Annotated in this window: 21 protein-coding genes; 17 read left to right on the top strand and 4 right to left on the bottom strand. The window is 28.7% G+C overall.

Annotated features, from left to right (window positions below; genetic code table 11):
- Positions 1-141 precede the first annotated feature (141 nt).
- Positions 142-798 carry an HD domain-containing protein gene (locus ACWPW7_RS00755; RefSeq protein WP_454052002.1) on the top strand — a complete coding sequence of 219 codons (657 nt, stop codon included), beginning with the start codon at positions 142-144 and terminating at the stop codon, positions 796-798.
- Positions 799-918: 120 nt separating this feature from the next.
- Complete coding sequence (locus ACWPW7_RS00750; RefSeq protein WP_454052001.1) at positions 919-1,536, top strand: DJ-1/PfpI family protein; 618 nt, start codon at positions 919-921, stop codon at positions 1,534-1,536.
- Between the two features lie 117 nt (positions 1,537-1,653).
- Here ACWPW7_RS00750 and pdxT read toward each other — a convergent pair whose 3' ends face one another.
- Positions 1,654-2,232 (bottom strand): pyridoxal 5'-phosphate synthase glutaminase subunit PdxT, encoded by a 579-nt coding sequence (gene pdxT / locus ACWPW7_RS00745; RefSeq protein ID WP_454052000.1) that lies wholly within the window; start codon positions 2,230-2,232, stop codon positions 1,654-1,656.
- On the bottom strand, positions 2,229-3,104 hold the full coding sequence (gene pdxS / locus ACWPW7_RS00740) for a pyridoxal 5'-phosphate synthase lyase subunit PdxS (RefSeq protein WP_454051999.1): 876 nt from the start codon (positions 3,102-3,104) through the stop codon (positions 2,229-2,231). Before pdxS ends, pdxT begins: the two co-directional genes overlap by 4 nt.
- A 112-nt stretch (positions 3,105-3,216) precedes the next feature.
- Here pdxS and pdxR point away from each other — a divergent pair, with 112 nt between their 5' ends.
- The gene (pdxR, locus tag ACWPW7_RS00735) at positions 3,217-4,602 is read left to right on the top strand and encodes a MocR-like pyridoxine biosynthesis transcription factor PdxR (RefSeq protein WP_454051998.1); all 1,386 of its coding nucleotides are present in this window, start codon (positions 3,217-3,219) and stop codon (positions 4,600-4,602) included.
- Between the two features lie 492 nt (positions 4,603-5,094).
- On the opposite strand, the gene ACWPW7_RS00730 is transcribed toward pdxR, so the two are convergent.
- Entirely contained in the window at positions 5,095-5,574 is a 480-nt protein-coding gene (locus tag ACWPW7_RS00730) for a YbaK/EbsC family protein (RefSeq protein WP_454051997.1), read from the bottom strand.
- Positions 5,575-5,963: 389 nt separating this feature from the next.
- On the opposite strand from ACWPW7_RS00730, the gene ACWPW7_RS00725 reads away from it, so the two are divergent.
- On the top strand, positions 5,964-7,601 hold the full coding sequence (locus ACWPW7_RS00725) for a M3 family oligoendopeptidase (RefSeq protein ID WP_454051996.1): 1,638 nt from the start codon (positions 5,964-5,966) through the stop codon (positions 7,599-7,601).
- Between the two features lie 483 nt (positions 7,602-8,084).
- Here ACWPW7_RS00725 and ACWPW7_RS00720 read toward each other — a convergent pair whose 3' ends face one another.
- Positions 8,085-9,413, bottom strand: a complete 1,329-nt coding sequence (locus tag ACWPW7_RS00720; RefSeq protein WP_454051995.1) for an FAD-binding oxidoreductase — start codon at positions 9,411-9,413, stop codon at positions 8,085-8,087.
- 263 nt (positions 9,414-9,676) lie between these two features.
- On the opposite strand from ACWPW7_RS00720, the gene ACWPW7_RS00715 reads away from it, so the two are divergent.
- The 13 genes from ACWPW7_RS00715 (at position 9,677) to ACWPW7_RS00655 (ending at position 24,048) form a co-directional block, all read left to right on the top strand.
- Complete coding sequence (locus tag ACWPW7_RS00715) at positions 9,677-9,949, top strand: DUF2087 domain-containing protein (protein ID WP_454051994.1); 273 nt, start codon at positions 9,677-9,679, stop codon at positions 9,947-9,949.
- On the top strand, positions 9,942-10,727 hold the full coding sequence (locus ACWPW7_RS00710) for a DUF2087 domain-containing protein (protein ID WP_454051993.1): 786 nt from the start codon (positions 9,942-9,944) through the stop codon (positions 10,725-10,727). The genes ACWPW7_RS00715 and ACWPW7_RS00710 overlap by 8 nt, the downstream gene beginning before the upstream one ends.
- A 279-nt stretch (positions 10,728-11,006) precedes the next feature.
- Positions 11,007-12,317: a hypothetical protein gene (locus ACWPW7_RS00705; protein WP_454051992.1), complete on the top strand. Its 1,311-nt coding sequence runs from the start codon at positions 11,007-11,009 to the stop codon at positions 12,315-12,317.
- A gap of 410 nt (positions 12,318-12,727) precedes the next feature.
- Positions 12,728-13,402: a response regulator transcription factor gene (locus tag ACWPW7_RS00700; RefSeq protein ID WP_454051991.1), complete on the top strand. Its 675-nt coding sequence runs from the start codon at positions 12,728-12,730 to the stop codon at positions 13,400-13,402.
- 5 nt (positions 13,403-13,407) lie between these two features.
- Entirely contained in the window at positions 13,408-14,835 is a 1,428-nt protein-coding gene (locus ACWPW7_RS00695) for a sensor histidine kinase (RefSeq protein WP_454051990.1), read from the top strand.
- A 205-nt stretch (positions 14,836-15,040) separates the two neighbouring features.
- The gene (locus tag ACWPW7_RS00690) at positions 15,041-15,979 is read left to right on the top strand and encodes an ABC transporter ATP-binding protein (protein WP_454051989.1); all 939 of its coding nucleotides are present in this window, start codon (positions 15,041-15,043) and stop codon (positions 15,977-15,979) included.
- An 11-nt stretch (positions 15,980-15,990) separates the two neighbouring features.
- A complete protein-coding gene (locus ACWPW7_RS00685) occupies positions 15,991-16,734 on the top strand; it encodes an ABC transporter permease (RefSeq protein WP_454051988.1) in 744 nt (247 codons plus the stop codon).
- A 14-nt stretch (positions 16,735-16,748) separates the two neighbouring features.
- On the top strand, positions 16,749-17,717 hold the full coding sequence (locus ACWPW7_RS00680; RefSeq protein ID WP_454051987.1) for an ABC transporter permease: 969 nt from the start codon (positions 16,749-16,751) through the stop codon (positions 17,715-17,717).
- A gap of 72 nt (positions 17,718-17,789) precedes the next feature.
- The gene (locus ACWPW7_RS00675) at positions 17,790-20,327 is read left to right on the top strand and encodes a LuxR C-terminal-related transcriptional regulator (RefSeq protein ID WP_454051986.1); all 2,538 of its coding nucleotides are present in this window, start codon (positions 17,790-17,792) and stop codon (positions 20,325-20,327) included.
- Positions 20,328-20,922: 595 nt separating this feature from the next.
- Positions 20,923-21,048 (top strand): hypothetical protein, encoded by a 126-nt coding sequence (locus tag ACWPW7_RS00670; RefSeq protein WP_454051985.1) that lies wholly within the window; start codon positions 20,923-20,925, stop codon positions 21,046-21,048.
- Between the two features lie 784 nt (positions 21,049-21,832).
- Entirely contained in the window at positions 21,833-22,138 is a 306-nt protein-coding gene (locus tag ACWPW7_RS00665; RefSeq protein WP_454055454.1) for a dihydrodipicolinate synthase family protein, read from the top strand.
- Positions 22,139-22,253: 115 nt separating this feature from the next.
- Positions 22,254-22,949 (top strand): vancomycin resistance response regulator transcription factor, VanR-F/VanR-M family, encoded by a 696-nt coding sequence (gene vanR / locus ACWPW7_RS00660; RefSeq protein ID WP_454051984.1) that lies wholly within the window; start codon positions 22,254-22,256, stop codon positions 22,947-22,949.
- Positions 22,942-24,048: a HAMP domain-containing sensor histidine kinase gene (locus tag ACWPW7_RS00655; RefSeq protein WP_454051983.1), complete on the top strand. Its 1,107-nt coding sequence runs from the start codon at positions 22,942-22,944 to the stop codon at positions 24,046-24,048. Before vanR ends, ACWPW7_RS00655 begins: the two co-directional genes overlap by 8 nt.
- Positions 24,049-24,380: the final 332 nt, after the last annotated feature.

The following is a 24,380-nucleotide window of genomic DNA, read 5'->3' as shown; positions in this document are numbered from 1 at the left end:
GGTAAATTTTAGAGTTAAAATGATATCTTTTTAAAATATATAATATTCATATTCATCCAAATTTTGAAAAACATATTGAATTGCGAACATATGTTTGATAAAATCATAATAAATAAAATTAACTATTAATGGGGGATAGATATGGATATAAGACATAAAAGGATTAGAGAAATTGTAGAAAAGGAATTGTCATGTTCGGCACACAACCTTGATCATGTACTTAGAGTGTATAATCTATGTATGTTTTTATCAAAATACGAGGAAAATGTAGACCTAGAAGTTCTTATTCCAGCAGTATTACTACATGATATTGCTAGAGTTAAAGAGAGTAAAGATAAATCAGGAGAAATTGACCATGCTATATTGGGAAGCGAAATGGCAGAGGATATATTAAGAAATTTAAAATATGAAGAAGATAAAATTGAAAAGATAAAGCACTGCATTATTACACACAGATTTAGAACTGATAATAGACCTAAAACAATAGAAGCTAAAATACTTTTTGATGCAGATAAACTTGATGCACTTGGTTCAATTGGAATTGCTCGCTGTTTTATGCTTGCAGGGCAATTTGGACAAAGCTTATCAGTAAAGAATCCAATAGATACAAATACTTCAGATAATGGAAGACTAAAAGATGTTTCAAAGCATTCACCTTTTATTGAGTATGAAGTAAAGTTTAAGAAAATTCCAGAAAAGCTACATACTAAAAAAGCAAAAGAAATTGGTATTGAACGATTAAAATTAATGGATGACTTTTTTAAAAGATTAGATTTAGAGATAGAAGGAATTCAATGATTTAAATGTAATTATTCAGATATAATGTAAATTAGCTAGCATAATAGATTAATTTAGAATTAATTTGACGACAGTCTATCATATTAATTCTGCTATGATAAGAAAAAAGGAGAGATTGAATTGAATAAAAAAGAAGTAATTTTTGTGCTGTTAAATGAGTATGCGGACTGGGAAAGTGGATTTCTTGCACCAGCTCTGCACGGAGGAATTCAAGATGGTCCTACAAAATATTGTGTGAAAACACTGGGTTTAACAAAAGCACCAATACAGTCTTTTGGCGGCTTCTATACCTTTCCAGACTATGATATTAATAGTCTTCCAGAAGAGTATTCTGCACTTGTTTTAGTTGGTGCCAATCATTCTTGGCATACAGAGGAAGCAAAACAAATAATACCACTCATTGAAACGACTCTATCAAAAAATCTGGTTTTAGCTGCCATCTGTGATACTACAGTTTTTCTTGGTGTAAATGGATTTTTAAATGCCAATAAACATACAAGTAATACCCTTGAAGTATTAAAAACAATTTCTGAAACTAAGTATCTAGGAGAAAAGAATTATTTAGAACAACAAGCGGTAAGGGATGGTAAGCTAATCACTGCAAATGGTACAGGCTATCTTGAGTTTACCAAAGAAGTATTACTTGCCCTAGAAGCATATTCTCCAGAACAGATTGAAACATATTACAATACTTATAAACGCGGGTATTACGAAATGATAAAAAGTATAAGAGATTAACTTATAAAGCATGAAGGAAATTAAAAAAAACACCTATATCCTTCATGCTTTTTATTTATCTATAAGAGTTTATAGATAAAGTAATGTATATTATAATTTATATTATGCTTAAGCTTTTTAAATGTAATTACTTTCAGATATCATGTTTAAAAAGTATTTATGAACTTGCATATCATCAGTTAGTTCGGGATGAAAAGCAGTAACTAACATATTATCTTGTCTTGCAGCTACAATCTTTCCATCTATCTCAGCTAATATATCTATAGTATCTTTACAGGAGATGATATAAGGAGCACGGATAAAAACCATAGGAATTTGTCCAATGCCTTTAAATTCTGAAACTGTCGTAAAACTTCCAAGTTGTCGTCCATAACCATTTCTTTTCACAGTAGTATCCATAGAACTAAGATATGTTGTACTATTACCACCTATATCTTTAGATAATAAGATAAGTCCTGCACAAGTACCAAACACAGGTACTCCTTTATTTATTGCAGACTGTATGGGTTCTAATAAATTAAGCTCACTTAATAATTTACCAATAACTGTGCTTTCACCACCAGGTAGAATTAATCCGCTTAAGTCCTCTGTGAAATCTTTAAGTTGTCTAATTTCACAGCATTCTACACCTAATTGACGTAAAATTTTGATATGCTCAATGAATGCTCCTTGTAGACATAAAACACCTATCCTCATTGTCCACGCTCCGCCATTAGTAATTCTATTTCTTGTTCGTTAATTCCAACCATAGCTTCACCAAGATTTTCAGATAGTTTAGCTATTAAATCAGCATCTTTATAGTTTGTAACTGCCTGCACTATAGCAGCAGCACGTTTTTCAGGATCACCAGATTTAAATATACCAGAACCAACAAATACACCTTCAGCACCAAGTTGCATCATCAATGCTGCATCTGCTGGAGTTGCAATACCACCAGCGGCAAAATTAACAACCGGTAATTTCCCATTTTCATGAACATATTTAACTAATTCATAAGGAACTGCTAATTCCTTTGCAACTACATATAATTCATCATCTCTTTTTGAAGCAATAGCACGGATATCACTCATAATTTTTCTCATGTGACGTACTGCTTGTATAATATCTCCTGTTCCCGGCTCGCCTTTAGTACGTATCATAGATGCACCTTCATTAATGCGGCGTAGTGCTTCGCCTAAGTCTTTTGCTCCACACACAAAAGGAACGTTAAATTGTTTTTTATCAATATGATAAGTATCATCTGCTGGAGATAAAACTTCACTTTCATCTATATAGTCAACTTCAATAGCCTGTAAAATTTGAGCTTCTGCAAAATGTCCAATACGAACTTTTGCCATAACTGGAATAGAAACAGCTTCTTGAATACTTCTAATCATAGCAGGATTGCTCATGCGGGAAACCCCTCCAGCTGCTCTAATATCTGCAGGAATACGTTCTAGTGCCATAACGGAGCATGCTCCAGCAGCTTCTGCTATCTTTGCTTGTTCTGGTGTAGTTACATCCATAATTACTCCACCTTTTAGCATTTGTGCTAAGTTTTTATTTAATTCATATCTTTCCTGACCCATGTTAAAACCTCCATAATCTTGACAATTTTCTTGAAATAATAATATAATACATCTGATATGCCTTCAATAACCAGAATTCAATTATTTAATAATGCCAGATAGGAGTTATGCTATGATTACAGTAATATTTAATGATAAAAAAGAAGAGCCTCTTTATGAACAGCTTTATATGCATATAAGACATATGATTGAAGGGGGTTCCTTAAAATCAGGTGAAAAACTTCCTTCTAAAAGAGCATTTTCTTCACATTTGCAAGTTAGCCAAGTTACTGTTGAAAATGCATATAATCAACTTAAAGCAGAAGGGTATATTAATGCTGTAGAAAAAAAAGGGTACTATGTTCAACAAGTTGAATTTATACCTAAAATAAAATCAAAAGTTGAATGGGAAGTAAAACATGAAATTCAATCTCCTAATGATGTAAAGTTTGATTTAAAAACAAATACTGTAGATACTAGTAACTTTCCTTTTTCAGTCTGGACAAGGCTAATGCGTGAATGCCTTAACAACCAAGGTGACTCTTTGCTTAAACCTGTACATCCTCAAGGTGATATTGAATTGCGCAATGTAATAGCAAAATACCTTCAAGAATTCCGTAACATGAATGTATCAGCAGAACAAATAGTTTTAGGTGCAGGTTCAGAATATTTACTGGGCCTTATAACAGAAATGCTTCCAAATCATGCTTTTGCAGTGGAAGACCCAGGATATTATAAAACCTCTCGTATTCTACAAAGTCGTAAAGTAAATATGCATTCAATTCCAATGGATAAAGAAGGAATGTGCATTGATGAACTTAAAAATACTCCTGCTGATGTTGTGCATGTGACTCCATCACATCATTTTCCACTTGGAACGATAATGAGTATTAATCGCAGAAGGCAGCTTTTGCAATGGGCTTCACAAAGTGATGAAAGATATATTATAGAAGATGATTATGATAGTGAATACCGATTTGTGCTAAAACCTATTCCAACTCTGCAAAGTTTGGATCATAATGATAAGGTAATTTATTTGAATACTTTTGCTAAAACCCTTGCTCCTTCTTTACGTATCGGATATATGGTGCTACCTAAAAAATTACTGTTACATTACAGAGAGCAGCTTATGTTTTATTCCTGTACAGTTTCGGAGTTTGAGCAGCATACCTTAAGAGCTTTTATACAAGGTGGCTACTATGAGCGCCACTTGAATCGTATGAGAAAAATATATAAGAGCCGTAGAGATGCATTTTTAGAGGGATTAATGACCTTAAGTCATATGATTTCTATAAGTGGAGAAGATGCGGGTATGCACCTTCTTTTACAAGTAAATAATGGCATGAATGAAGCTCAGCTTATTGAAAGTGCAAAGAATAAAGATGTTGGAGTTTATGCTTTGTCAGATTATTATATTAAAAAAATTCCTGATACAAAAACAGTTGTAGTAGGATATGCTTCTTTTACTCCTTCAGAATTAAAAAAAATAGCTTCTCTCTTAGTAGAAGCTTGGAAATGAGATATTTAAAAAAAAATTTTAAATATCTTTGAGAGGTATAAATGTTATTATTAATACCATTTATTAATAATTTTTAAAATAATTAACGTTACAGCAAAGACTTTATCCCAAAATTTACTAGATAGTGCAACTAGAATAAGTAAACCTAATGCAAGTATACTGTAGTAACTTGCTATTCGCAGGTAAGGAGTAAATTGACTAAATTTAAATAAGAACAAAGGAATAGCCGATGATACCAAAAGTAATAAATGTATTAACATCAGCCTTTGGATTACAGTTTCTAAAGAATGTTTCGACATATATTCAAATAGACCCTTACATATATTTAATATAATAATCCTATCTAAAAAAAATTATTATATGCAACTTATCCACATTTTTGTGGATATATTGATTGAGAAATATGAAAATTGTTGATTAAAATTTATATAAATATAGAGTTTTATATAAACTAAAGCCACAAAACATACATAAGCATTTTGTGGCTTTAGTTTATTTTATAGATATTATATCTCCATTTGTTATTTCTGTTAGAATTTTTGGAGTAAGTTTAAAAACAGCATGTGGTGTTCCAACAGCAGCCCATATTTCCTCATATTGCATTAAATCCTCATCAATTAAAGTAGTAATAGAGGTTTTGTGTCCAATTGGTGGGATGCCTCCTATGGCAAAGCCTGTATGAGCTAGTACAAAATCTGCATCTGCTTTTTCTAGTTTTTCTCTTAAATTTCCTTTAATTGCCTTTTCATTTACTCTATTAGTACCGCTTGCTACTATTAATATAGGATTTTGAGAGGTTTTCCCTTTGAAAATTAAAGATTTGGCTATTTGACTTACATCACAACCTATTGTATCTGCTGCCTCTTGTGCAGTACGAGTAGAATCAGATAGTTCAATTACATTAAGCTCAAATCCAAATTTATTAAGTACAATTTGAACTTTTTCAGCACTTTTACTTAAATTAGATGACATAATCTTTTCCTCCTTATATTCTTTAAATTTATATAATACACTTGATAATTAAATAATATAGAAAAGATAAAAAGGATTATATGAAATATATTATACAAAAGCATGGTGTAACATGCAATCTGATAGTATTTGTATAGAAGAGCTTTAATATAAAAATAATGTATTAGATAAATTAATGAATATAAATTAATAATAAGTGGCTTATCTTGCTATGTAAAATATGGTAATATTAATAAAATGACAATTTGTATTATATAAGTATTAAAAATTATAAGTTTATCCATTAATTATATCTTAAATAAAGCTTTAAGGAGTGATAAAAATATGTAGATCTTTTTAAAATTCACAAATAAAAATTGATAATGGCTTTTATAAGGAGATGTTTATTAATGGATTTAACGTGGAATTTAGATAATATCTACACTTCTTTTAGTTGTGAAAAATTTAAAAAAGACATGGAGCAGCTTAATATCTATATAGCTTCTATAAATAAATTAGATATAAGGCATTGGAAAGAGGACGAAAGCTCTTCTTTTAAAATTGAAGAGTTTTTAAAGCTCAATAATGAATATAAGAAAATATATTCAAAATTATCTTCCTATTTATATTTAATTGTGAATATGGATTTTGAAAATATTGAAGTGATGAATATCTCGGATGATATTGAATGTAAGAATTTAGAACTTACTAAAATTTTTGTAACATTTAGTAGATGGCTTAGTAATATTACAAATTTGGATGAAATAATAAGTGCGTCACCATATCTTCTAGAACACAAATTCTATCTTTTAGAGCTTTTAAGAAAATCAAAGTATCTGTTAAATGAAAAAGAAGAATTAATTTTTGCTAAAATGCAAATATCAGGTTCTCGGGCTTGGCAAAAACTTTATATGGAGACAATAAGTACTGCAACAGTAGACATTACTATTGATGGTGTAGAAGAGAAGGTGACACTTGGAGAACTTAGAAATATGGCATATGAAAAAGATACTTTTTTGAGAAAGACCGCTTATTATGCAGAAAATGATTTGTGTAAAAGCATATCACAAATTTGTGCTAAGTGCATAAACTCAATTGGCGGTGAAGCCCTTAATGTATATGAAATTAGAGGATATAAATCACCTTTAGAAAAAGTTTTATTACAATCAAGAATGGACTTTCAAACATTGAGTGCTATGACCACGGCTATAAAAGAAAGTCTTCCAATGTTTCATAAATATTTTTATAAAAAAGCAGAATTGCTAGGACATAAAGACAATCTTCCTTTTTATGATATTTACGCACCTGTAGGTGATAACAATGTGAAAATTTCTTATAATGATGCTAAAAATTTGATTATAGATAGTTTTAAAAATTTTAGTGAACAACTTGCTTATTTTGCAAGAAATGCTTTTGAAAATAGATGGATTGACGCAGAGCCACGAATAAATAAGGGCAATTATGGATTATCCGTAGACATTTTTCCAATGAAAGAGAGCAGAATAATGACTAGTTTCAATGGTAAATATATTGATGTTAGTATACTAGCTCATGAAATTGGGCATGCATATCATAGTTCTAAGCTTTATAATGAAGAGATGCTAAATACTGAATATCCTATTCCTATTGCGGAAACCGCCTCAATTTTTTGTGAAACTATAGTAAGTAATGAATTATTAAATATATTGCCAAGTAGTCAAAGTATAGAAGTATTAGAAAGAAGTATTTCTGATGCTGCTTATTATATAGTAGATTTTTATGGAAGATATCTATTTGAAAATAAGTTTTTTGAGCAAAGAAAATTAGGGGCATTATCTGTTGAAGAGCTGAATAAATTAATGATAAATTCTATGAAAGCTTCTTATGGTAATAGTATTAAAGAGGAGACTATTCATCCATATATGTGGATGAATAAGGTTGGATATTTTATGGTTGGTAATGAATATTTAAATTTTCCATATTTTTTTGGTATTCTATTTTCAAAAGGTCTTTATGCTGAATATATAAAAGAAAAAAAGAACTTTGAGAAAAATATAATATATTTTTAAGCCAAACAAGCAAAAATAACATTGTTGATATTGCAAAAGTAATGGATATAGATGTTCACTCTATAGATTTTTGGAGAAATGCATTAAAAATCATAGAGAAAGATATTGAAAAATTTATAGAATTATAGAATTGTACCTAAGTACTATAGGAAGACTGCCTCATAAAGCTAATCATATTAGTTTTTAACCATTACTATTTGAATTTTGTAGATTATCATATGTTATAAACATGTCATTACCAAAAGTGACATAATATATATGGGCTCAGAAATGGAGCAGTGAGGAAACCATTAAATATGTAAATAGAAATAATATAAATTTTATTAATCCTAGAATACTAATAACATAAGTATTCTAGGATATTTTTATTTTAAAGTCTTTATTATAATTTGTATAACTTATCCACATTTCTGTGGATATATTAACTAAATAATATGAAGATTGTTGATTATTTAATAAATAATTAATGCTTTTACCTTAAATTTAAATATTAAAAGGTTCTATTGATTGTGGGAATTTAAATATATTAAAAGGATCATATTCAGTTTTAACTCCTCTAAGCCTTAGATAGTTATCTCCATAATATTGATTTTGCCAATCTATAATATCAAAATCAGTAAAACCTCTATAGGTGCCTACTCCAACGGGATCTAATAGAGCTTTAACATCGTTTGTCCAATCAATATTAGCCTCTCTAAATCTCTCTGAAGTCCATATAGATTTTATTTCTAATAAATATAATGAGTCTCTATGAACAAAGGCAGTGTCATTTGGATCAATGTCACTTACATTTCCATTAAGCCCTATAAACTCATAGAATCGGCTATAATTATTAGGAGAATTTATCATTTCATCTTCTAAAGATTCTAATATACATCTATTAAGTGGATCATATATAAAAGAGCCTGTTGCTTTAAATTTTTGAGGGGTAGGGCATCCAATATTCCACATCTCTATAGCTTCTCTATATGGAACACATTCTATTTCTACAGATTCTGTTGGAGCAACGTTTATAAGTGGCCTTATTATACATTCTAATTCTTCTGTGCTTCCAAAAAACTGTCCTTGTGATGATAATAGGATATCACCACAGTGGTCTTTTTCATAAACTACAGTAGTTGTTAATCTAACATCAGCATGAGGGGTTAGCTCTTGCCAAAGCTCTACTACATCAATAAAGTATTTGCTGTTCCAAGTTATAACATAAGTTGAAACATTGCATACGGGAGTAATTTTATAAGTTAATGAAACTACTACCCCAAAATTTGAGGCAAGTCCACCTCTTACAGCCCAAAATAAATTATCATTACAACATTCATTTGCAACTATTTTCTTACGTTCATAATTTATTAATTCTACTTCTAATAAATTATCACAAGAAAGTCCTAGTAACCTTGATGCAAATCCTACACCACCACAAGTAGTTAGGCCACAGAGACCTGTATCTTTACATGTTCCAGCAGGGATAGTATAACCTTTGCTTATTAAGTCAGAGTACATTTTTCCATTTGTTATTCCACCGCCAAGCTTAGCAGTATTATTTATTCTATCGATAAAAGTATAATTAATATTACTAATATCTATTACGAGTCCTCTATTTACATTTGAATTTGCCTGATAATCATGTCTTCCACTTCTAATTCTAAATGGAATGCATTCTGAGATTGCATATTTTAATGCATTTATGACATCTGCTTCAGAAAAACAGAAAACTATAACGCAAGGAAATTTTCTAAAAGCTAGATTCAAATCTCTACTAGCTTCTAAATATAGGGGATTATTTCTACGAACAATTCCACCTGTTAAATACATTATATATCTCCTTTCAAAATTAATCTTAATACATATTATGAATTTTAAGCACCTTTGATATATTTAATTAAATAAGAGAATTACTAACAATTAAGTAGCATCACTTCAATATGATAGTTAACATATTGAATATGAGTATATAAACATAAATTAGTTTTATCTATAAATAAATAGACAAAATACAAAAATGATTATATAATTATACTTGTAAATGATATTTATTGGAATAAATATATTAATTATGGAATTAGGAGATGTATATTATGGGGAATATAGAAAGATTTCTTGATGATAAAGGTAGAATAAAAATTTGGCCTGCTAAAAAAGACCTAAAGGTTGAAATTCTAAGTTATCTTGCTAGCAAATTTAAATATAATTATTTTTATACTGAGAAAGAAGTTAATAGCATAATTAATGAGTGGCATACATTTGAAGACTATTTTCTACTTAGAAGAGGATTAATAAATTATAAACTATTATTTAGAGAAAAAGATGGTTCAAAATATTGGAGAGAAGGAGAATACATTGATGAATAAGAGTGACGAAGAAATAAAAAATAATGAAGAGTTTTGGAATGCAACAATAGATGATATAAAAAATGGATATATTCAAAGTGATGATAATATTAAATGTTTAATTTGCGGAGAAAATTTTACCATTGGTAAAATATATAAAATTGATTCGGAGTTTTATGAAGCAAAGAAAGCTGCTGAAATTCATATAGGACAGAAACATAATTCAATGCTACAATATTTATTAAATATGAATTCAAGCTTTACTGGAATTTCAGAGGCACAAAGAGAAATAATAAATCTCTTTTCACAGGGATTATCAGATAAAGAAATATCTAATAAGTTAGGCGTTGCCACCTCTACTATAAGAAATCATCGTTATAAACTAAGGGAAAAAGAAAAACAGGCAAAATTATATTTAGCTATTATGGATTTATTAGCTCAAAGTACTAACAAAAAGATAAATAACCTTGATAAAGGAACTATATGTGATGCCCATAAAACAGCAACTACCTTAGACGATAGATTTAATATAACTGATGAGGAAAAGGTACAGGTTATAGAAAATTATATGGATAAAAATGGGGTATTAAAAAGTTATCCATCAAGAGAAAAGAAAAAAATTATAGTTTTAGAAGAAATAACGAAAAAATTTGAAAGTAGTGTAATTTATTCAGAAAAAGAAATAAATGAAATATTAAAGGCAGTATATGATGATTTTGCAACTATAAGAAGAGCACTAATTGAATACGGCTTTCTAAGTAGGTCTAATGACTGCAGAAGTTATTGGATTAAAGAATAAATAAGATTATACAGATTGCCGATATTATAAAATTCTTATGCATTTTAGATAAAGCCTTAAGATATAGATTATTTGCATGTAAGTTTGAAAATATGAGTAACTAAGAAAATATCCCCACATTTAAGTGAAAGTATAATAAATTTTGTTAATCCTAGAATACTTAAAATACAAGTATTCTAGGATATTTTTATGAAAAAATTGGGGGATTTTACAATTTGGAAACAAGTTAAAGTTAGTTTGTAAAAACCTTTTGATAATATAAAACTAGGGGGGAGAGGCATGAATAAAAAGATGATATATGTAGTTATGATTTTAAGTTTAACCACGCAGTTAATTGGCTGTGGTGGGAAAAGTGAGGAAAGTGTTAAAAGAATAGTCCTTGAAAGCGATGTAAGAGATCAAAAACTAGGGGAAAAAAATAATAATCCAAAAGTAACAGTAGAAAAGATAAATTTAAAATTAGATGAAGGAGATTATTTTGAACCAGCTTTTTATCATGAAGGGGAAGTTTATGGAACTATCGATAAAGGACGTGGAATAATATCAAGATCAGATAAAGCTACAGCAGCTCATCCAATAGCAGGATATATGAAAGAGTATTTATATAAAGTAGATGATGATAATAATTTAATAGAAACTTCAAAGGAAGCTTTTAATTTTATATGGAGAGCTAAAATGCTAGGATTCAAATTGTTTGAAAATGATAAAGTATTTAGCATAGATTATAAAAAGGAAGATAAAATTAAGGAAATTCCTGAACTGACAAAGATAATAAGTGAATTGAAAGAACGTAGCGGGTATGATAGTGCGTGCCATATTAGACTTAATTCAAATAATGAAAACTATGTAGAGATTTATATAACAACGGCATCTAATAAAGAAAAGCTATACTTATATGATATGAAAAGTAAGAAACTCTATGATGTTCATGATAAAGAATATGAAAAAAATGGATGTCTTAACACTCTTAATTATGTAGATTCACTACAATCCTTAGTGTGGATAAATAAGGATTTTAAAATTTATAAATTGAAATTAGAAAAAGAAAATGCTTTTTTTGAATCATATATTAATTTAGATAAGTATATTGGCACAAATAAAAAAGATAAAATAGATAATGTAAGTGGAGTAATGATAAATAGTGATGAAATGCTGATTTTTCAAGATGAATATATAAATGAGCAGGGACCATATTTATATCGTCCACTTTATAGGACCATTTCTATCAGTAAGTTCAATTTTAAGACTAATCAATATAGAGTATTATTTGAAGTACCAGATGGCATCAATATGTGGGCAAAATATATAGGAAATAATATGCTAGACATAGAAGAGTTTAAGCAAAATGAAAAAAACATGGAGTCTATAATTCCTATAAATAGATATATTAAGGAAATAAGAAATGATGAGCTAAATGTTATATATAAAGAGAAAACTGAAGGTGAAGGTGAAACGTCATCTCCCGAGGTATATATTGAATTAAGTGAAGATGGAACAGAATTATTTTTGGCTAGGCATTTAACTAAATTTGAAGATGACACAGTAAAAACAAAAGATATTGTATATAAAAAATACACAATTAAATATTAGAAGTCTATGAGCTTTATCTCAATATGATGTGGAGAACATTGATAGAATCAAGGTTTTAATATATAATTTTTGTATATACAAAATATTGAAATAATTTATTAAATAGTAAATTAAAATTATAGTCAATTTCAAATTATATAGTGATGTTATATAGGGTTCCTTAACGAAAATTTAACTTATGCATGATTTTAATTTCCATAACAAAAATTTATTTCTATGAATGAAAAATTAAGAATGAAAGATGAAGAATTATGGTTAAAACTCCACGACCAAAGCCTTTGGAGTTTTCTTGAAATAAACTTTATTTTAATAAATTCACCTTTAGTGAATTTTTCCTAAATTCTTCATTCTTCATTATTAATCCTTAATTTTTAAGGATTTAAGCTATTTTAGAGATTAGGGTGAGTATAATGGGTAAAAAAATATTGGTGGTAGAAGATGAATATTCAATTAATGATGTTTTAACAATTGCTTTAAAAGATGAAGGCTACGAAGTTAAAAGTGTATTTGATGGTAAAAGTGCTTTAGATATAATAGAAAGCTTTAGACCGGATCTTGTATTATTAGATCTTATGCTGCCTGATATGGATGGGTTTGAGATCTGTAAGAAAATATCAAGGGAATATTTAGTGATTATGATTACTGCAAGGGATAATATTTTTGATAAAATTGTTGGATTAGAACTAGGAGCAGATGATTATATAGCAAAGCCATTTGAAATAAAAGAAGTTATAGTTAGAGTAAAAGTATTATTTAGAAGTTTAGAAAAAGAAAAACATTTTTCTTCAGAACAGACCTTAGACCTAGGAGAAGATGTTACTGTAGATTTGATAGGAAAAAGAGTATTTAAAAATGGAGAAGAAATAGAGTTAAAAAGAAAGGAAAATGCTCTCTTTTTTTATTTAATTACCCATAGAAATAGAGTATTTTCAAGGGAAGAGCTTTTAGATAAAGTATGGGGATATGAATATTTTGGAGATACTCGAACAGTAGATGTTCATATTAGGAGAATTAGGGCCAAGCTAGAAATGCCTGGAGATACTCTTATAGAAACAGTATTTGGAATTGGTTATGTAATGAGGTAAATAAAATGTTAAAAACTATTAGAGGGAAAATCACTATAGGTGTTATAATAGCTAGCTTAAGTGTATTGATTATAATAAACATCATAATATGGGGAATATTTGAAAAGAATTTACAGACTTTTATAACAAATGATATGGATAAGATAAGAACTATTACCTTTTCTGAAATGAAAACACAATACCTTATAAGTAATGATACAATTAGTTTTAATAATAAAAGTGAATTATGGCCAATCTTAAATAATATTAATAAACAATATGATATATACGCTTCGATAAATGATGATAGGAATAATTATAAACAATTCACTGGGAAGTTACTAGATGAAAAATATACAGAAAAGATAATGATAGATAGCGATAGAAAATCATCATTATTATATATACATAATGAAAAAACAGTGTTTTATGCTACTTATGCCTATCCTATGTATGTAGGGGACAATTATGTAGGAACGCTAGTATTTCAAAAAGATTATTTAAGTGAGTATAAAGGTTCTATTAATCTTATGACAAAGATTGTATTTATTCAAAGCTTATTATTTATAGCAATGATCTTAATTATATATTTTTGGTTAAAGAAAACAACAAAGCCCTTAAACACCTTAGCAACAGGTATGACTTTTGTAGAACAAGGAGATTTTTCTAATAGATTAGAAACAAAGAGTAATGATGAGGTAGCAAGTTTAATTCATCATTTTAATAGAATGCAAGATCAAATAGAGGCACAAATGGAATGTTTGCAGTTAGAAAAGAAAAAGATAGAGCAGTTAGAAAAATCATCGAGAAATTTTTTTAACTATGCAACCCATGAGATGAAAACCCCTGTTACTGCAATTATAGGATATACTCAGCTACTTCAAAAGGGAGAAATGGACAAAGAGGTAACGGAAAGAGCTTATAATAGAATTATAGCTGAATCTAAAAGGATGCATACAATGGTTCAAAATATGTTGGTGGTGGCAAGAGGTAAAGAGAGAAAGAGATACACAGCTCAAAACTTTAATATTAAAGAATTATTAACTCAAATTATATATGAATTTGAGCTTGTGTTTGAAAAACAAAAAATAGATATTAACTTAAAGAGTGATGATGTTGTGATTTTTTCTGTAAAAGAAGATATAAGAACTATTCTTGTGAATTTAATAGATAATGGAATCAAATATAGTGAAGACGGACGAATAAATATTCAGTGTAAATGTGAAAATAACATTTATATTATTATAGAAAATAAATGCCTTCCTATTCCAAAGGAAATTAAAGAAAATTTATTAGAACCTTTTACTAAGTATAATTATGGAGACCATACCCAAATAAGTTCTGGATTGGGTCTATTTATATGCAGAGAATTAGCGAAAAAGAATAATGGATATATAACTTATAAGGTAGAAGAGGGAAAAATTTGCTTTATGATAGAATTACCTTTGGAATAATAATATAAAATAAATTATAAGCTTTATGAAATATAGAAGTGAGAAGAGAAATTTTTATATCTTTAAAACCTAGCTTAAAGATACTGGTATAGATAATACCATAAATTAAATAATTAAAACTTTAAATATCAACCTTATAAATCAACCTATGGGTTGATTTTTTTTATGGTTAAAAATCTTATTATAAAAGAGAGGAGTGATATTTATGAATAGAATTATAGAGGTTAAAGATTTAAAAAAATATTATAAGGATAGTAAAGCTGTGGATGGATTTGATTTTGAGGTTTATGAAGGAGAGATATTAGGATTATTAGGACCTAATGGTGCAGGAAAAAGTACTACCATAAACATACTATCTACAATACTAAAGGAAGATAGCGGAGATATAAAATTTTTTAATAAACCAGTAGAAGGTAATAGAAAATGGATAAGAGGTCAAATTGGTATGGTTCCTCAAGATTTAGCTATATTTGAAGATATATCAGCTTACAGAAATGTAGAATTTTTTACTTCATTATATGGACTTAAAGGAAGAGAACTTAAAGAAAAAGTAAAAGAAGCTTTAGAATTTGTGTCTCTTCTTGAGCATGAAAATAAAAAGCCTAAGACCTTCTCAGGAGGTATGAAGAGAAGACTTAATATTGCTTGTGCCATTGCTCATAAGCCTAAGATATTAATTATGGACGAACCTACAGTTGGTATAGATCCGCAATCAAGAAGCCATATATTAGAATCTATAAAAAAATTAAGAGATAAGGGAACTACAATAATATATACAACTCACTACATGGAAGAAGTAGAAGAAATTTCAGATAGAATCATAATAATGGATAAGGGAAAGAAAATAGCAGAAGGTACAAAAGAACAGTTGAAGGAAAGCTTGAAAGAGCAAAGAGTTTACAAGTTATATGTAGATAGGATATTAGAAGATGATTTAGATTGCTTTTACTCTATAGAGGGAGTTAAAAAAGTTTATTCTAATAAAGATTTAATAGAGATTACAAGTATAAAAACCATAGAAAATTTAGATAAGATTATCTTAAAAGCAACTGATATGGGACTTAAAATTAAACATATGAAAAGCGAAGAAGGAAATTTAGAGATGGTTTTCTTAAAGCTTACAGGACGAAATTTAAGGGATTAGGAGGAGGACTTATGAATTTAGTAAAGCTTATAAAACAAGATATAAGAAATCTATTTACTAATCCTGTGGTTATAATCTTTGGTTTTGTATATCCTATGGTTTTGATTGTACTATTTGGATATTTATTTTCCTCATTTTATGGTGGCGGAGGGGTGACTGCTTATGACTACTATGGAATTACTATGATTATATTTTTAGTATTATCGTCTTGTACCATAACTCCAAATGCTTTTATGGAGAGGAAGATAAAAAACAGTAATCTTAGGGTGTTATTTTCCCCGACTAATAATTGGGAGATATATGGATCAAAAATTATATCTACATTTTTATTTATAGGAAGCCTCTTTACCCTAGATATGAGCATATTATCTATAACTGGTATGGTTAATTATGGTGGAGGTAAATTTTTATATATATTGATACTTATACTTGTGTTATTGTTTTTCACTGTAACATTAGGTGCTTTTGTATGTGTATTAATTAAAAATGAGGAAGGTACAAATAAGATACTTTCATTAGTATGTAATATTTTAGCATTGACCTCTGGTATATTCTTTCCAATAGATGGACTTGGAGAAAAAATTAAAAGTATAGTAGCATTATCGCCTATAAAAATGATTATAGAAAGTATTTTTAAAATAATATATGATGGAAATTTTAATGGTTATTTAACAACAATAAGTATAATAATTTCTATTACAATAATTTTGTTAATTGGGATAAATTTTTTATTTAATGGTGAGGACTATATTTAGGAGGAGTGGAGTATATGAATGTTTTTAATATGATAAAAAATAATTTTATAAGGATACTACAAAATAAATTTTATATAATTAATATAATACTTATTATACCAACTATGATTTTTATAGCTATATATTTTACTGGTAGGCTAGAGATTAAAGCTAATTTAGCGGTAGTTGGAGCAAATAATCTTCCTATAAATAGTAATAGTATAAAGGTTAATTATATAAATAAAGAGCCACAACTGTCTGATTTAGTTCTAAATAAATACGATGCAGTTATTAAATCAAATAATGGAGTTTATGAAGTAATAACGGTAAAAAGTCATAAATTTAAAGAAAACATTGAAAAATTACTAAAGAGAGAAAGTATTGATAATGTTTTTTCTAGTGAAAATAGGGGAATAGGTACTAATATATTAGGATATCTAACTATGTTTATATTACTTCAAGGGCTAATGTTTTTTACTCTGTTTTATGAGGAAAGGGATAAAGGTATATCGAAAAGGGTGTTAAGTCATCCAATAACCGCCATGAATTATTTCTTAGCTCATGCAATCTCATGCTTTATAATGGTATTTCTTCCTATTACCATAATAATTCTAATATCAGTAAATATTTTAAATTTAAATACTAATATAAGCAATATACAGTTTATTTTTATATTAGGAATACTATGTATTCTAGGTTCAGCTTTCGGGTTATTTATATCATCGTTAGTAAAATCAGAAGATAATGCAACTTTATTTGGTTCAATGCTTTTGGTAATAACCACCCTAATTTCAGGTAGTTTTTGTTCAATTGATAGCCAAGGGGTTATAGGTAAAATAGGAAAAATTTTACCCCAAAGAAAAATAGTTGACTATACTATTGCAGTAGAGAATAATAGAACATTAGACTATAGAGGATTAATTATGATTATATTATTATCTATTATTTTATTTATGTTAGCATATATTATAAACAATAAAAAATTTAGAAATGGTAACTTTTAATTATTTTATGTAAAATTATAGGTGATAAATATAAGGGTGATTGCAATGAATAATATTCTTTACACAAAAATTATGAGACCTAAAGTAAGAAAAAATAATATAAAAAGAGAACTTTTAGAAAAGAAAGTTTCATATATAAAAGAACATAAAATTACGATAATAAAGGGTGCTGCAGCAGTAGGAAAGAGCACCCTTGTTTCCTTATATCTTGAGGAAAGTCATGAAAAAAGCTGTTGGATTTCGTTAGATGAAGGATGTAATGATATTATTGCTTTTTGGAATTATTTTATTGAAGCTATAGGTAACTATGTTAAAAATAAGAAATTATATCTAGATATATTAAATCCTTTAGTAAATAGAAAAGAGATATACACATTGATAGGTATTATGATTAATGAACTTATTAAAGATGAAATAACCATTGTATTAGATGACTTCCATAATATTAATGAAAGCTTTTTAGTTGAAACAATAGAATATTTTATAAAAAATTCTTTTGATAATATTCATATGGTATTTATAACAAGAGAGGAAATACCTATGTATCTTGGAGACATTATGGTTTCAGGAAATCTTTTATTTATAGATGGTGATGATTTTAAATTATCTCTTAAAGAATGTGAAAGTTTTGTGAGACAAACTTTATTATTAAATATAAGTGATATTGAGATTAATAAAATTTATGAAGCTACAGAAGGGTGGATTGGAGGAGTACAGTTAATTTCTATGGCTCCCAAAAGTAGTAAAAAGCTTGAGAAAATTAACAAAATAAATAGATATATGATTGACTATTTATCTAAGGAAATTATGTCAAATTTAACCGATGAAGAAAAGGAGCTTTTAATTAAAACATCTCCATTACCTTATTTTACTCCAAATCTCTGTAATAACATTCTTCAGAAGAATTATTGCAAGGAAATAATAGATTCTTTGATAAGTAAAAATATACTTATCATAACTATAGACGAAGAACTTGAATTTTTTAGGTATCATAATATATTAAAAGAGTATTTAGTAAAATTATTTAATGAGCAGCAGCTTAAAGAACAAGGAAATATTTTTGTGCTATCAGCATCTTACTTAGAAAAGCTAGAAGATTTTGATGAGGCATTGAATTTATATATTAAAGCGAAGGATTATAATAGCTCTCTAAAAATTGTTGAAAAATTTGGCCATAGGTTGTTAAATCCAAGATTAGTAACACTAATACCTAATTCATATTTGCCAAAAAGTATTGATTTAACTATTTTTAGAGTATTTCATCATTATAGTAATTTTGAAATAGAAAAATGTAATGAGATATTGAATGAAATAGAAAACAATTTTGAAGAAGGATTATGGCAATATTTAAGCCCAATAAGGATGCTTGTAGATGATTTTGATATACCTTATAACAATTTAGAAATATCACAAATAGAGAAACAATGTGAAAATAATTTGACAAAAACTTTCATGTATCTAATGACGACTATTTGGTTTCTATATATAAATAGGCTAAACGAGGCACTAGAAACAATCGATTTATGCTTAAATACTAATAAAGTACTAAAAAATAAATATATAGAGATATATTCGTTAATGCAGAAAGCAATGATTTTTGAAGAGATGGGAAGATTAACAGAAAGTGAAGATGTATCAAAAACATTAAATAGAATAGTTGATGAAACCGATGGTTTATATAAATTTAAGTTTTTTATATCAATAGGATTAGCAGGAGTATATATAAAAAAAATGCAGCTAGAAAAAGCGGAGGAACTTATAGAATATGCTGAAAAGAATTTTTCAAAGGTTATATATGATGAATATTTTAGAGCTGGTTCTAGAGGACTAAAATATAATTTAGCAGAAATCAAAATTCTTCAAGGTGATTTAGATGAAGGAGAAAAAATTATCAATGAATTAATTGAAGAGTATAAAGGTACAAGAGTATATTTGACTATACTAGCATTAAAAATTACCATGTTGTTTAATCATAAAAGGGTTAGGAAAGAAGAAATATTAGAATATGAGGCTATATGTGAAGAGCTAAATAGTAAAGAGAATGAATTAAAAATTGAGGAAAAACTTATATATTCTAAGGTTTTAAATATTCTTGATAATAAAGGTGAAGGACAAAAGCTTATTGATGAAATATTAGCTTATTCAAGAAAAAATAGTAATGTTTGTGTTTTAACTATGGCATTATTGGAAAAAGCTCTATTATTGGATAGTATGGATATAAAATCACGAGAAGTGAAAAATTTATTGTTAGAAGCAATTTTTTACAGTAGAGATGAAAGATTACTTAAGCCATATGCAATAATGGGAAAACCTATAGTAGGATTAATAAGGAAATATATATCAATCGATACCTTACCAAGAGAAGATAAGGAATTTATTTCACAGGTATTAGAATTATTTTCAAAGGATAAAAAAGAGAATATATTAAGTGAAAGAGAAATAGAAGTCTTAAAAGAAATATCAAATGGGTATACAAATAAAGAAATAGCTGAAAGATTATATATTTCTATAGCTACAGTAAAAACTCATATAATAAATATATATTCAAAATTAGAAGTAAATAATAGAGTTGAAGCTATTAACGAAGGAAGAAAAAGAATAATAATTTAAATGAGGTTGTGTTCATAGTACTAATATGAACGCAATATAGCACCATCTAGCAAATATATCTATAATATTTTTGATTAACTAATTTATTTCAGATGCTTTAATAAGATGAGATTTTAATACAAAGAGTGGTGAGGAAAAATAAAGATAGATAGGTTACTTGGAATAATTATATATTTATTAAATCGAGATATAGTAAATGCAAATACATTAGCTGAAAAATTTGAAGTTTTAACTAGGACTATATAGCATGATATTGAAACACTAAATTTAGCTGGAATACCTATTACATCTATACAAGGTGTAAATGGAGGTTATGGGATTATTGAGGGTTTTAAGCTAGAAAAACAAATAGCTAATACAGAAGATTACATTTCTGTTGTTACTACTTTAAGAGGTATGTGTTCAGCGTATGATAATAAAAAGTTTGAAGCCAACAAGCTATTGCTCAAATTCTAATGCCTATATTCATGAACTAGTTGTCAATAAATTAGGAATCTAAATATCGAATACTTTAGAATCTCATATCGTTGAAACAGTGATTGATTATGACTTGGATTTTAAAAATGAAGCCGGAATTTTAACTATTGTTACCACAATGATTGGAAAGACTAACTTTGAGAACGAAGAGGAAATACTTGAATATATGTCAATCAGTAAAGACAAGGAACTCTATTTAGCTTTAGCAAATCATGGAACAGATTCAAAGCCTTCATGTATATAGACGGAGAAAAGGAAGTGGTTCATTTAGCTCCATTTACTTTTACAGATATGTCGTTATTACATTATCTAGATTTTTTAAAGACGTCTAATTTACCTTATTATGTTTTAAATCATTTGAAAAAATTTAATTTAGGGGATTATCCTAAAATAGTCCTTTATTCGTTGAAAGTAACCAATGCCTGCAATTTTCAAACTGTTACATGTGAGCAAATTTATTACTTAAAGTATAACTCCAAATTGAACGCTTATGAATTTGAAATAGACAAAGAAAAAAATTGGCGTTTGGAATTTATAATCCATTTGTCACAGAACTATTGAAAGAAGTATCTTATTGTCGCATTCAAGTAGAAAAGGAAAAAGAAGAGCGTGAAAAAAGGCGACTTGAGCGATTGGAGAATCCAGCAACACCACGTAGACAACCATGCAAATCGCCACATCTTAAAGAAGATAGTCCAAATACAGAGAATTAAAATGAGATACTTCCCTTGTTTAATAGGGGGCATCTCATTTTTGGGATGAATAAGTAGCGATGGGATTAATATTGGACGGGGATTCGACTTGCTGGAGCGTACCGGTCAGCTTCCACGTCCGCAAAACAAAGATATTTATAAGTGAAAAGATTGATGTCATTTTCATTTCAGTATATAATTTTTATAACTTTAAATGAATAGAATGATTACATTTGTTTAATTTAAAAGAAAACTATCATGTTGCTGTGCCGACTGCCTTTCATTACGACGAAGAAATAAATGTTCAAGCAACCTTAGAGCATATCATCAACTTAGCTGAAAAAAGGAGTAAAATCTATTTTAGTGTGTAGGGCAACAGGAGAACAACACAGTTTATCTGTAAAAGAAAAAATTGTTATTTTAAATGTTATTCAAGAAAATAACGCTTTAAGTCCAGACTTAGAAATAATTTTTAGTGTATTTAGCATTCGTCAAAAAGGTGCTATTGAATTAGCGAAATATGTAAATCAATGCAATAAAATTTCTGGAGTACTGTTAGGGTATTCTCCATATATGCTTCCGACTCAGAAAGAGGCTATTTACTATACAAAAGCTATTGTAAAAGAGCTTAATAAACCATAATATAAGAGAGGGTGTTGGGAGTAAAAACATCAAGAATCGGTAATTGCAAAAATAATTTTTCAGAGAGTTATCCATATCGGAATATGAGATATAACTTTGTTTAGGAGTGATATAGATGAAGAATATAACAATATTAATAGCTGATGATGATAGAGAAATTGCTAATCTGGTTGCCATCCATTTAGAGAAAGAAGGGTACCATATCATTAAGGTATCTGATGGACAAGAAGCTGTTGAGGTTATTCAGGCTCAACCGATTGATTTGCTGATTTTGGATATTATGATGCCGAAAATGGACGGATATGAAGTTACCCGTCACATTCGTGAAAAACATAATATGCCCATCATTTTTTTGAGCGCTAAAACGTCTGATTTTGATAAAGTGCAAGGACTCGTGATTGGAGCAGATGATTATATGACCAAACCATTCACACCCATCGAATTGGTAGCTCGTGTAAATGCCCAACTGCGACGCTTTATGAAGTTAAATAAACCTAAAACTAAATATAACTCAAGCTTGGAATTTGGAGGATTAGTGATTTCGCCCGAACACCGTACAGTTACTTTATATGGTAAGAATATTGAGTTAACGCGGAAAGAGTTTGAAATTTTATATTTATTAGCCAGCCATCCAAATAAAGTTTATAGTGCAGAAGATATTTTTCAGAAGGTATGGGGGGATGCATACTATGAAGGTGGGAATACCGTTATGGTTCATATTCGTACTTTGCGGAAAAAACTTGAAGAGGATAAACGAAAAAACAAATTGATAAAAACTGTATGGGGGGTAGGTTATAAATTCAATGGGTAAAATACTACGAAGCTTTCGTTCAAAAATGATAATATTGTTAGGTTTAAGCATGTTGTTGTCTAGCGCCATAACATACCTACTCTTTAAAGTACTCCAATTGTATTATTATACAAATGTTGAACGTGGAGATACACTAGCTTATCTTCGTGAAATCATGGCAAATATTGGAGATCTTAACGTCTTTTTACTGTTATTTATCCTGCTTTCGATATTGTTTTTCTTTTTACTTACAAAACCCTATTCTGCCTATTTCAATGAGATTTCAAAAGGAATTCATTATCTCGCTCAGGGTGACTTTAAGCATCGAGTTCAAATATTGTCAAATGATGAATTTAGTGATATTGCACAAGGCATTAATATGGCAAGTGAAAAATTGGAACAAGCCATAGAAAGGGGTGACTTTTCGGAAAGTAGTAAAGAGCAGTTAGTAGTAAATTTGGCTCATGATTTGCGCACACCTCTTACCTCTGTTTTAGGTTATTTAGATTTAATCCTTAAGGATGATAGCTTGACTGAAAATCAGATCAGGCATTATTTAACGATTGCCTTTACCAAATCTCAACGCTTAGAAAGGTTGATTGATGAATTATTCGAAATAACTAGGATGAATTATGGCATGTTACCAATTGAAAAGAAACAAATCGATTTAAGTAAGCTACTTATTCAATTGAAAGAAGAGTTGTATCCTGTTTTCGAGAAAAACGATTTAATAGCAAGAATGAATATTACTTCTCCTTTATCTATTATGGGTGATGGAGAGTTGTTGGCCCGTGTGTTTGAAAATCTTCTGATTAATGCAAATCGCTATGGATATGAGGGGCAGTATGTAGATATCAACGGCTTCATCGGTTCAAAGGAAATAGTTGTTCAAATTATCAATTATGGGGATGCCATTCCTCCAGATGAACTGCCTTATATTTTTGATATGCTTTATACTGGTGACAAAGCACGGACTCATCAAGAAAATAGCACAGGTCTCGGTTTATTTATTGCGAAGAATATAGTAGAGCAACACAATGGGACGATTACTGCTGAAAGTAATTTAATACGCACTGCATTTGAAGTCCGTTTACCAATGGAGGATTCCCAAAGAGATTAAGCCTAGGATTATTTATGACTACTCAAAGATAAAAATATAGCCAGAAAATGGAGTGTATGAAAATTCATTTTTCTGGCTATATTTAATTTTTACAGATTTTACTGTTCTTTCCCCAAAAATTAAGCGCACTTATCCCGTACCTCCCCAAAGTGAAAAATTTCATTGTCAAAGAACGATGAGAATTCCCTAAAGCTGAAATGGTCACCCAAAAGGTGATGAGGTAAAAATAAGAAAGTATCGAGTTAGTGATGGTTTCGGTGCTTTTCTTATAAAGTGAGTGAGTAATCCGGGTAAGTATAAAATCCAAGTAAAAAATTTAAGGAAAATTTAAT

The organism is Clostridium sp. Marseille-Q7071, assembly GCF_965112025.1.
The sequence above is the reverse complement of the archived record's forward strand: the minus strand, read 5'-3'. Positions and strand labels throughout refer to the sequence as shown.

What these genes read in the sequence shown, in the direction of transcription:
- ACWPW7_RS00755 (WP_454052002.1), top strand. Translation starts at nt 142, where the DNA reads ATGGATATAAGACATAAAAGGATTAGAGAAATTGTAGAAAAGGAATTG.
- pdxT (WP_454052000.1), bottom strand. Translation starts at nt 2,232, where the DNA reads ATGAGGATAGGTGTTTTATGTCTACAAGGAGCATTCATTGAGCATATC.
- pdxS (WP_454051999.1), bottom strand. Translation starts at nt 3,104, where the DNA reads ATGGGTCAGGAAAGATATGAATTAAATAAAAACTTAGCACAAATGCTA.
- pdxR (WP_454051998.1), top strand. Translation starts at nt 3,217, where the DNA reads ATGATTACAGTAATATTTAATGATAAAAAAGAAGAGCCTCTTTATGAA.
- ACWPW7_RS00730 (WP_454051997.1), bottom strand. Translation starts at nt 5,574, where the DNA reads ATGTCATCTAATTTAAGTAAAAGTGCTGAAAAAGTTCAAATTGTACTT.
- ACWPW7_RS00725 (WP_454051996.1), top strand. Translation starts at nt 5,964, where the DNA reads ATGGATTTAACGTGGAATTTAGATAATATCTACACTTCTTTTAGTTGT.
- ACWPW7_RS00720 (WP_454051995.1), bottom strand. Translation starts at nt 9,413, where the DNA reads ATGTATTTAACAGGTGGAATTGTTCGTAGAAATAATCCCCTATATTTA.
- ACWPW7_RS00715 (WP_454051994.1), top strand. Translation starts at nt 9,677, where the DNA reads ATGGGGAATATAGAAAGATTTCTTGATGATAAAGGTAGAATAAAAATT.
- ACWPW7_RS00710 (WP_454051993.1), top strand. Translation starts at nt 9,942, where the DNA reads ATGAATAAGAGTGACGAAGAAATAAAAAATAATGAAGAGTTTTGGAAT.
- ACWPW7_RS00705 (WP_454051992.1), top strand. Translation starts at nt 11,007, where the DNA reads ATGAATAAAAAGATGATATATGTAGTTATGATTTTAAGTTTAACCACG.
- ACWPW7_RS00700 (WP_454051991.1), top strand. Translation starts at nt 12,728, where the DNA reads ATGGGTAAAAAAATATTGGTGGTAGAAGATGAATATTCAATTAATGAT.
- ACWPW7_RS00695 (WP_454051990.1), top strand. Translation starts at nt 13,408, where the DNA reads ATGTTAAAAACTATTAGAGGGAAAATCACTATAGGTGTTATAATAGCT.
- ACWPW7_RS00690 (WP_454051989.1), top strand. Translation starts at nt 15,041, where the DNA reads ATGAATAGAATTATAGAGGTTAAAGATTTAAAAAAATATTATAAGGAT.
- ACWPW7_RS00685 (WP_454051988.1), top strand. Translation starts at nt 15,991, where the DNA reads ATGAATTTAGTAAAGCTTATAAAACAAGATATAAGAAATCTATTTACT.
- ACWPW7_RS00680 (WP_454051987.1), top strand. Translation starts at nt 16,749, where the DNA reads ATGAATGTTTTTAATATGATAAAAAATAATTTTATAAGGATACTACAA.
- ACWPW7_RS00675 (WP_454051986.1), top strand. Translation starts at nt 17,790, where the DNA reads ATGAGACCTAAAGTAAGAAAAAATAATATAAAAAGAGAACTTTTAGAA.
- ACWPW7_RS00670 (WP_454051985.1), top strand. Translation starts at nt 20,923, where the DNA reads ATGATTGGAAAGACTAACTTTGAGAACGAAGAGGAAATACTTGAATAT.
- vanR (WP_454051984.1), top strand. Translation starts at nt 22,254, where the DNA reads ATGAAGAATATAACAATATTAATAGCTGATGATGATAGAGAAATTGCT.
- ACWPW7_RS00655 (WP_454051983.1), top strand. Translation starts at nt 22,942, where the DNA reads ATGGGTAAAATACTACGAAGCTTTCGTTCAAAAATGATAATATTGTTA.